The 13688-nt window shown below is 66.2% G+C and carries 9 protein-coding genes and 1 tRNA gene; 4 read left to right on the forward strand and 6 right to left on the reverse strand.

From position 1 onward, the window contains the following. Positions 1-35: 35 nt before the first annotated feature. The 3 genes from EIP85_RS21385 to EIP85_RS21395 are packed head-to-tail and all read right to left on the reverse strand — an operon-like array spanning position 36 to position 3833. A complete protein-coding gene (locus EIP85_RS21385; RefSeq protein WP_127904246.1) occupies positions 36-2288 on the reverse strand; it encodes a xanthine dehydrogenase family protein molybdopterin-binding subunit in 2253 nt (750 codons plus the stop codon). Next, entirely contained in the window at positions 2281-3339 is a 1059-nt protein-coding gene (locus tag EIP85_RS21390) for an FAD binding domain-containing protein (RefSeq protein ID WP_127904247.1), read from the reverse strand. Before EIP85_RS21390 ends, EIP85_RS21385 begins: the two co-directional genes overlap by 8 nt. Then, a complete protein-coding gene (locus EIP85_RS21395) occupies positions 3336-3833 on the reverse strand; it encodes a (2Fe-2S)-binding protein (RefSeq protein ID WP_127904248.1) in 498 nt (165 codons plus the stop codon). The genes EIP85_RS21390 and EIP85_RS21395 overlap by 4 nt, the downstream gene beginning before the upstream one ends. 201 nt (positions 3834-4034) lie before the next feature. On the opposite strand from EIP85_RS21395, the gene EIP85_RS21400 reads away from it, so the two are divergent. Together EIP85_RS21400 and EIP85_RS21405 are read left to right on the forward strand one after the other, a co-directional pair. Further along, positions 4035-4628, forward strand: a complete 594-nt coding sequence (locus EIP85_RS21400) for a TetR/AcrR family transcriptional regulator (protein WP_127904249.1) — start codon at positions 4035-4037, stop codon at positions 4626-4628. A 105-nt stretch (positions 4629-4733) separates the two neighbouring features. Continuing rightward, positions 4734-7145, forward strand: a complete 2412-nt coding sequence (locus EIP85_RS21405) for an ATP-binding cassette domain-containing protein (RefSeq protein ID WP_127904250.1) — start codon at positions 4734-4736, stop codon at positions 7143-7145. A gap of 299 nt (positions 7146-7444) precedes the next feature. Here EIP85_RS21405 and EIP85_RS21415 read toward each other — a convergent pair whose 3' ends face one another. The 3 genes from EIP85_RS21415 to EIP85_RS21425 form a co-directional block, all read right to left on the reverse strand. After that, a complete protein-coding gene (locus tag EIP85_RS21415) occupies positions 7445-8731 on the reverse strand; it encodes a glycosyltransferase (protein WP_127904251.1) in 1287 nt (428 codons plus the stop codon). 75 nt (positions 8732-8806) lie between these two features. Beyond that, positions 8807-9535: an HAD-IIB family hydrolase gene (locus EIP85_RS21420; RefSeq protein ID WP_127904252.1), complete on the reverse strand. Its 729-nt coding sequence runs from the start codon at positions 9533-9535 to the stop codon at positions 8807-8809. Beyond that, positions 9532-11070 carry a glycoside hydrolase family protein gene (locus tag EIP85_RS21425; RefSeq protein WP_127904253.1) on the reverse strand — a complete coding sequence of 513 codons (1539 nt, stop codon included), beginning with the start codon at positions 11068-11070 and terminating at the stop codon, positions 9532-9534. The genes EIP85_RS21420 and EIP85_RS21425 overlap by 4 nt, the downstream gene beginning before the upstream one ends. 791 nt (positions 11071-11861) lie before the next feature. Here EIP85_RS21425 and EIP85_RS21430 point away from each other — a divergent pair. Both EIP85_RS21430 and EIP85_RS21435 read left to right on the forward strand, forming a co-directional pair. Then, positions 11862-11935, forward strand: a tRNA-Cys gene (locus EIP85_RS21430). A gap of 621 nt (positions 11936-12556) precedes the next feature. Beyond that, positions 12557-13537, forward strand: a complete 981-nt coding sequence (locus EIP85_RS21435) for a rhamnan synthesis F family protein (protein WP_127904254.1) — start codon at positions 12557-12559, stop codon at positions 13535-13537. The last annotated feature ends 151 nt before the right edge of the window (positions 13538-13688 follow it).

Below are 13688 nucleotides of genomic sequence, written 5' to 3' on the forward strand. Positions count from 1 at the left end.
TAAGGCCCGGCGCGACATCGCGCCGGGCCTCAGCCTCAGGAGAGGCTGGGCAGGACGTCCTCGATCCGGACGGGGAAGCGATGCGGCCTGAAACCAGTCGCATGCCAGATCGCATTGGCGACGGCGCCGACAGAGCCGGTAATGCCGATTTCGCCCACGCCCTTTACGCCCAGTACGTTTACGTGCGGGTCGTCCTCGTGGATCATAATCGCCTCCATTTCCGGTACGTCGGCGTTCACGGGGACATGGTAGCCGGCGAAATCGGCGTTCACGATGCGGCCAGTGCGGCGGTCGTGGATTGCCTCCTCGTGAAGCGCGAAGGAGAGACCCCAGATCATCCCGCCGAGGTACTGGCTGCGGGCCAGCTTCGGGTTGATGATCCGTCCGGCGGCGAAGGCGCCAATCATGCGGCTGACGCGCATCTGGCCAAGCTCGGGATCCACCTTCACCTCGGCGAAGACCGCGCCATGGGCCTGCAGGGCATAGGTTTCTGCCGAGGCCGGGTCGCGCGCGCCCTTGCCCGTGCCTTCCACCTGCGGCTTGCCAGCGCGGGCGAGGATCTCGGCATAACTTTCCGAGCGGCTCTCGTCATCGCGGGCGTAGAGGCGGCCGCGGCGGGCAAGCACCCCGGCGTTTCCGGTGCCGTAGAGCGGCGAGGCGGGATCGGTGCTGGCCAACTCCGCCAGCCGCGCCACAGCGTCCTCGCCCGCATTGTGCAGCGCCTGGCCCGCCGAGGCGGTGTGGCCGGAGCCGCCGGCGACGCCCGCGTCGGGAAGGTGCGAATGGCCGGACTCGAATTCCACCTGGTCCGGGTCGAGACCTAGCGCCGCCGCGCCGATCTGGGCCAGCGCCGTCCAGGCCCCCTGCCCCATGTCGGCTCCGGAGGTGCGGATGACGGCGGTGCCATCGGCCCGGATCACCGCCTCGGCCGAGGCCGGGAACATCGGGCAGTGGAACACCGCCGTGCCCATGCCCCAGCCGGTCAGCATCCCGGCCTCGTCGCGCATCTGACGCGGCGCCAGCGGGCGCGAGGCCCAGCCGAAGGCCTTGGCCCCCGCCTCGTAGCATTCGCGCAGTGCCTTGGAGGAATAAGGCTTGCCAGTGATAGGCTCGACCTCGGCATAGTTCGCCAGGCGGAAGGCGAGTGGGTTCATGCCGCAGACCTCGGCCGCCTCGTCGATCGCGACTTCCAGTGCGGCGGAACCCGAGGCCTCGCCCGGGGCGCGCATCGCCCCCGGCGTGCCGGTGTCGAGGCGGATGCCGTCATGCGTGGTCAGGATCGCGGGGCTTGCGTAGAGCGTGCGCGAGGCCGCCGCCGCCGGTTCGATGAAGTCGTCGAAGCTCGAGGTGGCGCCGGTGGAGTGGTGATGCAGCGCGGTCAGCTTGCCCGCGCCGTCGAGCCCCATGCGCAGCGTCTGCCAGGTGCGAGCGCGATGGCCGACCGGGCCAAACATCTGCTGCCGGGTCAGCGCCAGCTTCACTGGGCGGCCAAGCTCGCGCGCGGCCAGGATGGTGAGGATCTGCGCCCCGGTCGGCACTGCCTTGGAGCCGAAGCCGCCGCCAAGGAATGGCGAGCGCAGGTGGATGTTCTCCGCCGGGATACCGAAATAGGCGGCGAAGAGCCCGCAGGCCATAACGATGGCTTGGTTCGGGGTGTCGAGCGTCAGCTTGTCCCCATCCCACTGCGCCACCAGCGCATGCGGCTCCATCGCGTTGTGGTACTGGTCCGGGGTCTCGAACCGCGTTTCCAGCCGGTGGGCGGCGGCGGCGAGGCCGGCCTCGATGTCCCCCGCGCCGACGCTGAGCGGGCCGCCGAAGCCGACCCGTTCCGGGGTGTAGCGTTCGCCGGTCTCGGCGGTGACGCGGGCGGGTTCTGCCGCGTATTCCGGGGCGAGGAGCGCCGCGCCTTCGGTAGCGGCCTCCAGCGTCTCGGCGACGACGAAGGCGATGGGCTGGCCGGCGTAGCGCACGCTATCGTTCTGCAAGGCCTCCATGCGCATGCCGAAGAGGCCGAGCTTCTCGTCGGGGTCATGCATCAGCGGCGGGCGGTTGGCAGGGGTGTAGACCTCCACCACGCCGGGATGGGCGCGGGCGGCCGCAACATTCATGCCCGTGACGCGGCCGCGGGCGATCGCCGCCGTTGCGGGGACGGCGTAGAGCATCCCCTCGGGGTGGTTGTCGGCCGCGAAGGTGGCGGCGCCAGTGACTTTCAGCGGGCCGTCGCGGCGGCTGAGCGGCTGGCCGGCATTGGAGCCCATGCGGGGTGGGAACGGCAGGGTGTCAGGCATTGGCGAGGTCTCCGTACTGGGAGGAGAGGGGAGAGCCGGGCAGAGCGGGCAGGCGCGAGGGCGTGCCGGCGGCGGCCAGCAGCAGCGCGCGGATGGAGATGCGGCGGGCAAGCTCGATCTTGACTGCGTTGTCGCCGGAGGGGCGCGCCTCGGCTAGCGCCGCGGTGGCGGCCTCGGCGAAGGTTCGACGCTCCAGCGCCGCGCCCTTCAGCAACTCTTCGGCCACTTTCGAGCGCCAGGGCCGAGCGGCGACGCCGCCAAGGGCGAGCCGGGCCTCGGTGATGATCCCGTCCTCGACCTTCAGGAATGCGGCGGCGGAGACCAGCGCGAAGGCGAAGGAGGTCCGCTCGCGCAGTTTCATGTAGCGGGAATGGGCGGCGAAGCCGGCCGCGTCGGGCGGAAGCCGGATCGCGGTGACCAGTTCGCCCCGCTCGAGTGCGGTTTCCCGCTCCGGTGTCTCGTCGGGAAGCAGGTGGAAGTCCTCCAGCGCCACCTCGCGGCTGCCCGCCGGGCCCGCGATCTCCACCACCGCGCCGAGGGCGGCGAGGGGAACGCAGAAATCCGACGGATGGGTGGCGATGCAATTCTCCGACCAGCCGAGGATGGCGTGTGAGCGGTTCTCGCCCTGCCTCGCGTCGCAGCCGGCGCCGGGGCTGCGGCGATTGCAGGCCGCGGCGGGGTCGGCAAAGTAGCTGCAGCGGGTCTTCTGCATCAGATTGCCGCCGACGGTCGCGGCGTTCCGAAGCTGCGCGGAAGCGCCCGAGAGCAGCGCCTCTGCCACCACCGGGTAGGCGCGGGCGAAGGCCGGGTCATGTGCCAGATCGGCATTGCGCACCATGGTGCCAATCCGCATCGCGCCATCGTCTAGGCGGTCGACCCCGTCCAGGCCCGGCAGGCGGGTGATGTCCACCAGCCGATCTGGCCGGCTGGCGCCGCCCTTCATCAGATCCAGAAGATTGGTGCCGGCAGCGAGATAGGCCGTGCCCGGTTCGGCGGCGGCGGCGATGGCCTCCGCTATCGAGGCCGGGCGGATATAGTCGAAGCTCTTCATGCGGTTTTCCTTTTCACGCCGTCCTGGAAGGTGGCCTGCGCGTCAAGCACCGCCTCGACGATGCCGTGATAGGCGCCGCAGCGGCAGATGTTGCCGCTCATCCCCTCGCGGATCCGCTCGGGGTCGGTGCCGGCCTGGCCCTCACCAATGAGGCCGACCGCGGACATGATCTGCCCAGGCGTACAGAAGCCGCATTGGAAGCCGTCATGCTCGATAAAGGCCTGTTGCACCGGGTGCAGGGTCTCTCCCTCGGCCAGCCCTTCGATGGTGGTGATCTCGACGCCGTCGAGGCTGACGGCGAGTGTGAGGCAGGAATTGATCCGGCGGCCGTCAACCAGCACGGTGCAGGCGCCGCACTGGCCGCGGTCGCAGCCCTTCTTGGCGCCGGTGAGGTGGAGCCGCTCGCGCAGCAGGTCGAGCAGGGTCACCCGGGGATCGTCGAGCGCGATGGCCTGGGCCGCTCCGTTGATCGTCAGGTTGAGGACATAGGTCATGGAGGCTCCCATCGGGTCATGGTCGGATTGGGATGGACGCGGCGGGCATCGCCATGCGACGAACGCCAAAGCGCGATCCGGTTGTGGGGCTTGCACTGGGCACCACGCCGGGCGCCTGCTATAGTTATACGGAGGCAGTCTCCGTTTTGCAAGGGGCTCGCTTCACATCGGGTCGGCAACGCCGGAGGGCGTAGAAAAGAGATGGGTCAACAGGCGGCGAAGGCAACCAGGAAGCCACGCGCGGATTCGCTGAGGAACCGCGAGCGGCTGCTGGCGGCGGCGAAGGCGGTGTTCTCCGCCGGCGGGCCGGAGGCCAGCCTGGAGGCGGTTGCCCGCAAGGCGGAGGTGGGGATCGGCACGCTCTACCGCCATTTCCCGACGCGCGACGCGCTGTTCCAGGCGGTCTACCGGCGCGAGGTGGAACAGCTCGGCGAGTTGGCCGAGAGCCTCGCCGAGGCCGAGGACCCGGTGGAGGCGCTGCGCTGTTGGCTTCATGCCACGGTGGAGGTGACGGCGACCAAGAAGGGCATGTTGGCGGCGCTTGCGCTGGCCGCCGACGGGCAGGCCGAGCTTTACGCCCAGACCGGCGAGCGGATGCGCGCGGCGCTAACGGCGCTGATCGAGCGCGCCGTGGCGAAGGGCATGATGCGCGCCGATATCGGGCCGGAGGAGATCATGCGCGCGCTCTACGGCCTGGTCGGGGGCTATTACATGAGCGGGGCGCCGGACTGGCAGGCAACGGTGTGCCGGCTGCTCGACGTCTTCGTCGACGGGCTGCGACTGCCGCGGGCGTAGAGACCGGAGCCGGGGGGCCGTCTGCCCCCGAGGGGGGGCCGAGGATACTTCCGGACAAAAGATGGGGGGCGCGGCGCAGGGATTCGCCCGGAGAGGGAGACCCAGATGCCGAAGCCGATCCTCAATCTTGCCGAAGTGGAGATGTTGCCGCGACCGCCGGCCTTCGCGCCCAAGGGCGCCGCGGCGGAGCGATACGATGCGCGGATAGGCTTTCTTGGCCGCCCGTTAGGTGCGCGGGAGCTCGGTTACAACGTCACCGCCGTGCCGCCGGGAAAATGCGCTTTCCCGTTTCATTCCCATCAGGTGAACGAGGAGATGTTCCTGGTCCTGTCGGGCCGCGGCGAGGTGCGGATCGGGGCCGAGACCTATCCGATCCGCGAAGGCGACGTGATCTGCTGCCCGGCGGGCGGGCCGGAGACGGCGCATCAGATAGTCAATTCTGGCGGGGAGGCGCTGCGCTATCTGGCTGTATCCACCCAGATCTCGCCCGAGATCGCGGAATACCCTGAGACCGGCCGCTTCGGCATCCTGGCCGAGATGGCGCCGAACCCGGACGGATCGCCGCGCCGGATGATGTATGTCGGCCGCAAGGGCGAGGGGCTGGATTACTGGGAAGGCGCCCGAGCGCGCGCCGGGCAGCCCCTACCCTGCCCGCCCGGCTCATTGAAGCCCGGAGCGGCGAGGCTTACTTTACAACGTTCCGGCGTCCTTTTATGGCTCTGCCGGCACCTGGAGCTTGGGAAAGACCTGCCGATGCTGGCCAAATTCCTGGCGAAGATGGAGCGGAAGCTTCTCTGGCGCCTGATCACCGAGAATATCCGAGACCAGTGGCTTTGGTATGCGATTGCGGTCGGCTCGATGCTGGCGGTGGCGGGGGCGACCGCCGCCTCGGCATGGATCATGAACGACATCGTCAGGTCGCTGACGCCGGGCACCGCGCCGGCTGAGGTCTACGGCGTAGCCTTCGGAGTGGCGGCGATCTTCACGGTGAAGGGGCTTGCGACCTATGTGCAGTCCGTCTTCATGGCCAAGGCGGGCAACGGCATCGTTGCCGCCCAGCAGCGCAAGATGTACGACCGGCTGCTGAAGCAGGGGGTCGGGTATTTCGCCCAGGGGGCCTCGGACCTTCAGGTCAGTTTCACCCAGGCGGCGCAGGGCGCGCGTAGCGTGATCGACACGATCGTCGCCGCCTTCGTGCGCGACCTTTTCACACTAATCGGCCTGCTCTGGGTCATGTTCTACCAGCAGCCCGTCCTTTCGGTGATTTCCCTCTTTGTCATACCCTTTGCCACCATCGGGATGCGCAAGCTCCTGCAGACCGTGCGCGACGTGGTGGCGCGGGAGCTGACCTCAATCTCCGCAATCATCCAGGTAATCACCGAGACCACGGTGGGCATCCGCGTCATCAAGGCCTTCGCGCTGGAAGACCGGATGCAGGTGGTGATGGACGACGCTGTCACCCGGGTCGAGAAGATGTCGAACCGGATTGCGCGGCTGCAGGCGGCCACTATGCCGCTGATGGATTTCTTGTCGGGCTTCGCGATCGCCGCGATCATGGCGATGAGTGTGTCCAGCGTCATGGGACTGCATGTGCAGACCTCGCAGGGCCAGCTGATGTCCTTCCTTACCGCGCTGATCATGGCCTACGAGCCGGCGCGGCGGATCGCCTCCATGCGAGTAGGGTTGGAAGTGGGGCTGGTCGGCGCGAAAATGATGTATGACCTGCTCGACCATCCGATCACGATGGAGGAGCATCCCGAGGCACAGGAGCTGAACTCGGCCGCGGGTCGGATCCGCTTCCATGACGTGACCTTCGATTACGGTTCAACCAAGAACATCCTCGAGGATCTCAACCTCGACTTCGCGCCGGGCAAGACAACCGCCCTGGTCGGGCCCTCGGGCGGCGGCAAGTCGACGATCCTGAACCTGATCATGCGGCTCTACGATCCGGCGAAGGGCTGGGTGGAGATCGACGGGCACGACCTGCGCCATGTCACCTTCAGTTCGCTGCGCGAGCGCATCGCCTTCGTCGGGCAGGATACATTCCTGTTCAACGGGTCGGTAATGCACAACATCCGCCTCGGCCGCCCTGATGCAAGTGACGAGGAGGTGCGGGAGGCCGCCCGCGCCGCCAACGCGCATGACTTTATCATGGAGCTGCCAGGCGGCTACGACGCCTCTGTGGGCGAGAACGGCGGCAACCTTTCGGGCGGGCAGCGGCAGCGGATTTCCATCGCGCGGGCGATCCTACGCGACGCGCCAATCCTGCTTCTGGACGAGGCGACCTCGGCGCTGGACGCGGAAAGCGAGCATGCGATCCAGCAGGCGCTGATCAGGCTGAGCGAGGGGCGCACCACGGTGATGATCGCCCACCGCCTGTCCTCTGTCATGCGGGCTGACCATGTAATCGTGATCAAGGAGGGCCATGTCCTCGAAGAGGGCTCGCCCAAGACGCTGCTGCAGAGCGAGAACTTCTTCAAGCGCGCCTACGATCTGCAATTCGACACGCAGGTCTGAGCGGCCCGCACGGCCTTCGTGACGGCCCTCACCTTTCTGCGGCTGAATGGCTACTCTTTCCGACCTTCGCGCGTCGAGGGCGTCCGGATGATGGAGGGTCTGGCCTCGGGACAAGTCAGCGGGGCGGATTTCGCCGGGCGGCTCTCGAGCGGAATGAGTCCGATCTGAAGCCTTGAATATTTCTTCGAGTGGCTAAGCTACTCAAATAGAAAGCGCCATTGGTTCTCCAGCGGGGCTTTCAACATTTTTCCGTCAGGGGCCTGCCCCTCCCATGAGCCTTTCGCCCTCGGGCCGCGCCCTCAGGCGATCTCCTCGACCTGGTAGGCCTCGTAGCGGCCCTTGAACTGCTGGAAGATGTTCAGCGTCCGCCGGGCGATCCCGGTCCAGCCGAAGGCGCGGCGGGCGAAGCGGGCGCCCTCGACGGCGAGGGTTTCGCGCATCCAGTCGTATTGCATAGGCATGTTGAGCATGGCGGCGTATTCCTCCGGCCGCTTTGGGTCGGCTACCAGCGCGTGGCGGCCGAACTCTATCTGCTCGTGCAGCCCGCCGTGGATCGTCATCACCGTGGGCGTGCCGCAGGCCATGGCCTCCACCGCCGTCATCCCGAAGGGTTCGTAGCGCGAGGGCAGCGCGAAGACGCCGGGGGCGCGGTAACAATCGGCGAGATCCTCGTCAGCGACATAGCCGCGCCAGTCAATGGCATCGCCGACACCGGATTCGGCCGCCACCGCCTTCCATTGCTCCAGAAGCGCTATGTCGCTGTCGGAATTCGCCCCCGCCGCCAGCACCAGCCGCGCCTCGGGCTGAAGCCGCCTCAGCGCCGGCAGTGCCTGGATGATAAGGTCGTAGCCCTTGTTCTCTGCCGCGCGGCCGACGACGTAGACGTCGTGCCGCCCGATGCCGAGGCGCGCCCGCGCGGCGGCGACCGTCTCTGGCGTGGCCGGGGTGAAGCGGCCCTCGTCGATGCCGGGCGGGATCATGGTGATGTGGTCGCGCGGCAGGGCGTAGTGATCCTCGATTAGCTCCGCCTGCTGCTCGGAGGTAGCGATGATATGGTCGCAGCTGCGGAAGAGGACGAATTCCTTCTGGATCCGCTCCTCGAACCGGTAGCCGGCCATCTCCTCCTCCGGGTTGCCGGCCATATCCTTCTGCTTCCACCAGCCCAACGAATGCGGCGTGTGAATGTGGGGGATCTGCAGTTCCTCGGCGATCTTCTGGCCGGAGACGCCGGCATCCCAGTAATGGCTGTTCACCACGTCGTAGGAGAGGCCCTGCTTGCGGATCTTGGCCAGCGCGTTGGTGACGAAATCGCCGTACCAGTCGTGCATGTCCTCCTTGCGGATGAAGTCCTTGCCGCCGAAGGGGATGCGCAGGATGCGCAGGTTGTCGTTGATGTGGTCCTCTGCCGGCTGATCCTCGAACTGGCGGGTCATCACGTCGACCTGGTAACCGAGCCGCGCGAAGCGCTTGGCCAGTTCCAGGACGAAGATCACCTGCCCTCCAGTGTCCGGCTTGCCGAGCTCGGGAGAGCCGGCGACATAGCCGTGAAGCGAGATCATCAGGAGCGAGCCGTTTTGTTGCGCCATTAGCCTTTCCGTTCTTCGCGGCCCGCCCGGGCGGCTCGAGAGGCAGGCCAGACCGGTGGGCGCGCTCATTGCGGGTCATGCCCCCGGGGGAAGGATCCCCCAATGGATCAGGCCTTCGAGTACGCCTGCGGCGTGGCGGCCTTGGGCATGAAAGCTCGTGCCCCGGGGCATGGCGGCCAGAAGTTCCTCTCGCGCATTGCCGACGGCAATCGCGCGGGCCGCTGCTTCAAACATAGCGAGATCATTGCCGGAGTCACCCGCAGCGACCAGCTTGTGCGGGGAAATGCCCAAAGTTTCGGCTAAAAATAGCGCGGCGGCGCCTTTGTCGGCGGCAGGAGGCAACAGGTCGAGGTCGCTGGTGCCGGAAAAGATGCGCCGGTGCGGTAGGCCGGATGCGTCGAGCGCGGCCTCGACAGCTGGCAGATCGGCAGCGGGGACGCGGAAGCTGGCCTTGGTGGGCGTCTGGTATTCGGCGGCATGGGGTGCATGGCCAAGGCCCGTCACCAGCTCCGCGATCTGCGCCCGCGGCCAGCCGGCGAAGCGGGCGGCCCAGCCGGGCAGCGGCGCGCCGGCGACGCGGATCTCGGTGCCCATGGCGGTGATGATCGCATCGGGCGCGAAGCCTGCCGGGAAGGCCTGGGCCAGGGTCCGGTCCACACTGCCGGCGGGACGGGACGAGTTGAGCGCCACCCGCACCCGGTCACGATTCCGGGCCAGCGTGGCGCAGAGGCGTCCCAGCGCCGCTGCGTCGCCGGTCAGCGTGTCGTCGATATCGCTGACCAGGAGCCAGGGCCCGGCGCTCACGCGCCCGTGCCTTCCTGAGCGGCGATATCGGGGACATGGGTGGTGGTGTAGACGGCTTCGGGTGCGTGCTCGATCACCGGGCGGGCGAGATGTTCGACGGTGACATGGTGCAGACCGAGGCTGGCGGATTCCACGTAGAAACCAAGGCCGCCCTCGGTATAGGCCTCGTCGACCAGGCTGAGGGTCACGTAGCTGTCGATGGAGACCTCCAGATACATGCCGTGGGCCACGACCTCGATCTTCCAGGGGCCGTGGCCGCTGCCGCGGAAATGCGCCTCCTGCAACTGTTCGTATTTGAACGCATGTTCGAATTCGGGATGCGGGTTGGCGCCCCAGGCGCGCATCTGCGCCACACCCTTTACCAGGTCGAGCGAGAGGTAGTAGCCGTCACCCTCTTCGTTGCACCGCAGGACGAGCCCGCATTTGCCCTCACCCTCCAGCGTGATCTCGGCGCGCAGGCGGAAATCGCCGTAGTGGCCGGGCATCAGGAAGGCCTCGTACCCTGAGCGGCAGGAGGTGAAGAGGCCGGAATTGCGCTGCTCGATCGTGGCATAGGGGTTGCCGTAAAGGGGATGGCATTCAGCTGCAGCGATCTGCCGGGTCTCTGTCACCACGTCGTCGAAGCCGTGGTAGGATTTCAGCCGCAGCCTGCCCGAGGGGCCGGCGACGATCTCCTTCGGAGGCGGCAGCAGCTTCTTGACGAATTCGCGGCCCTGCACCGTCTCGGTCCGGGTGAAGAAGTTGAACAGCAGAAGCCGACCGGAGTTGCGGCAGATACGGGCGGCGTAATTGCCGGCGGGCATCAGCACGTTGTCGTAGAAGTTCTCGTAGGGTCCCTCGATTGTGTCGGAATACCAGTAATGCACCTTGGTATCCTCGCGGATCGAGCCGAGGAGATAGTAACGCCCGCCGAATTCGAAGAGGTTCGGAACTTCCACATCGTCGTAGAGGCCGGGCTTGTAGAGCGGCGGGCCGAATTCGAACCGGTCGGGCGCGGTCTCGCGGGCGAGGCTGACGCAGCCGCGGCGGATGACGGGGCCGTCCTTCACCCGGCCGGCGGCAAGCAACAGGCGGGTCCCGGATTCGGGATCGTGGAAGAAGAACGGGTCGCGGAAGGAGACCCAGTGGCGGCCCTCGTCTACGGTGGCCTCGTAGTGCTCGGTGGGGATTTCAAGCGGGTAGCCCTCGCCCTCCCGCTCCCAGCGGTAGAGGTCGGCGGAGCGGGCGAGACCGACACGCTGGACTCGTCCGTATTCGGCGCGGGCGAGGCCGGTGTAGAACATCCTCCACATGCCGGTGCGGTCGGGATCGGGGGTGACATGCATGGTCCAGAGCATGTCGTCGTCCCAGGCGCCGGGGTCGCCAACGAAGAGGGCGTTCTTCACCCGCCGCCAGGTCATGCCGTCGGCGCTGACGGCATGGGCAATGAAGTCGTGGTTGGGCAGGACGAGGTGGAACAGGTGGTAGAGGCCATCGTGATAGATGACGTCCACATCGCCGATGTCAGAGCGCAGGAAACCGTGGGATGCGTACATGGGGGAAGTGTGCCCCGGATCGGCGGCAGGGGGAAAGGCGGAAAGGGGCGAAAGGCAGGTTCCGCTCCGCCGATTGTGAATTCAAGCAACACCGATTGGGAAAGGTCACGTCGCAATTCTGCCGGCGGGATGGCCGTGGCCTTCTGCGTGCACGGTTATGCTGCGAAATGCCCGAACTGCTGGCAGGCGGCCCGTCTATCGGTATCAAACTGTCCTCTGCGGGTTAAGCCGGCAGCCCTCGCCAACTCCGCGACTGCGCACGCCTATCCGGGCGCCAAGGGGGCCCGTAACCCTGCGATACGGCCCATCAATGGGCTCGCTGCAACAAGCCGACGGCTGCTGTGAGAGGCATAGCGCTCAAGCGGTTGGCACCCGAGGCCTCACGGTTGCCCGCAAGAACGAGCATCCTTCCGTCCGTTTTGATGGCGTCGCGAGCGAAATGGAATCTGTGCGAAATCTTCGAAGCGGTTGTGAGATGGATTTCAATAGCCGAAGGCCCAGCCGCTTCTGCGTCTCGGCGCGGATGTCGAACAGGCTGTCGGGCAGCGTCATCCCGGTCTTCAGCGCCGAAAGCTGCACCTCGGTCCGCCCGCCGGAGGCATCGGTGGTGATCCAGCCGATGCCCGGTACAGGTAGGCAACGGTCCCTGGCGTTGCAGCGGCGATATCCATTGCGCTCTCACGTTGACCCAGGAGCATGTTGTCGGCCGTTGCTACTGGCCAATTATCGGGGTCGCCAGCCTGAAATAGCTTGCGTGGCATAATTACTTGGCATACCCAGAGCTCGCCCGAGGCGAGTTGGCGGAGAGGTTACGCAGCGGATTGCAAATCCGTGTAGACCGGTTCGATTCCGGTACTCGCCTCCACGGGTTTGCGCGATATAGCAGCGGTTCGGCGAGCCCCGTTTACCGGCTGTTTGCTGCGCGCGGGCGCAGGGCGGGCGCCTCTAGCGCCGCGAGGCCCGCCGACCTTTGGGCATAGCTAGTAGGCTGACCTCCAGGGAGCCTGGGCTATGGTCTGGTGAAATTGCCCTGGCTTTGGGGCAAAGGACGCGCTCGTTTGGACGCGGCTTTTGGTGGCCGACTCGAGCTACCGGCGCCATGTCGACGGACCAAGCCAGCCCTGACCGGTGCCGTTGGACGACCGAGGAGGTTGGCCGCCGCATTAGAAGAGGGCGCGAGGGGTGCAATCCGCGGGAGTGACATGAAGATACAACCGGACCGGTTTCATCAAGCGGTTCTTGACACTTCCGAGCCGTCCCCTCAGACGTGAGCTATCCGTGATGTCGGCGAAGATTGCAGGAATTGACGCAGATACACTCTCGAAAGGTCCGGCGTGAAGTCGCTCGTCTTGGGCGGCAGATCCGTGGCGCCCACCGATACTTCGCGAACTTTCTTATCGGCCGCTTGTACTATGATTTCTTGCTAGCGCGGCGTAGAGTAATTCACTCAGGAAAGCTCCAGCTTTCGCCGCGCAGTGCGATCTATATGATATTTCCCCGCGGAGGCGTCGCCGGCTCCCATGTCGCTGCGCTCGACGCGTTTATCGCGGGCGGATACGCGCCGCTCGTTGTCTCCAACCTTCCCTTGTCAGCCGAGGATCAATCGACACTGCTGGAGCGCTCGGCGTTGCTTATCCTCCGGCCCAACTTTGGTTACGATTTCGGAGGCTACCGCGACGCGATCCTCGCACTGGGCAGAGCGCGCGTGGCCGAGCTCGAGCGCTTAGTGCTGGCCAACGACAGCAGTTGGTTCCCATTGCCCGGTGCCAGCGACTGGTTGGACGCCGCTGAGGATCTTGGCGTCGATTTCGCCGCAGCGACGTGGCATGGCGCCGTGCGACCGCGCGACCCCGAAACCTTCGAGTCGATCGAATGGAAGATCGACAAAAACCGCCGGAACTTCCATTATGGGTCATACGCGCTGAGCATTGGGGGAAGCATCCTGTCCAATCCCGGGTTCTGGCAATTCTGGAAACGCTTCCGACTTACCAACGACAAGAATCGCACCGTGCGGCGCGGCGAAATAGGGCTGACGCGCTGGGTGATGAAACACGGCTTCAGCCACGGTGCGACCGCGGAGTTGGAAAGCCTTGCTGACGACCTTTCCAGGCTCGACGATGCCGCGCTCGATCGGGTCTTCAGGCGGACCCTCGTGATTGCGGATCCCGATACGAGACGCCGCTGGCAAGTAAGCCTTTGCCCAGACGGCGCTACTCCTGTGACGCGCCTACAGAAAGAAAAAGCCATCCTTGCGCTTACCGCCCGCGAAGGGGCCGTATACGCCCTAGCCGACCACCTAGTTCGCGATCGCGGCTTTGCATTTCTGAAGAAGTCACCCCTGGCGCACGACTCGCGCACTGCGCGCATTCTACTTGACACCGTGTCTACGCTTGACGGGCGGTTCGCCAAAACGATCTCGAGCGAAGCCAAGGCTCTTTGTGCAGACCACCAGTTGCCATTGGTCTGAGCACCCCCCGAAAATCAGGCAGTGATGGGAGCTGAATCTGACGCCCGATGGTTTCCGGAGCGTGGAGACAGGATGGTCAAAAGCGGAAACTCGCCGAACGACACGGTGCGCCCGAGTTCATCAGCAAATCACGTAAGTGATTGATATCGCT

The organism is Solirhodobacter olei (assembly GCF_004010155.1).
In the GTDB taxonomy this organism is placed as follows: Bacteria; Pseudomonadota; Alphaproteobacteria; order Rhodobacterales; family Rhodobacteraceae; genus Solirhodobacter; species Solirhodobacter olei.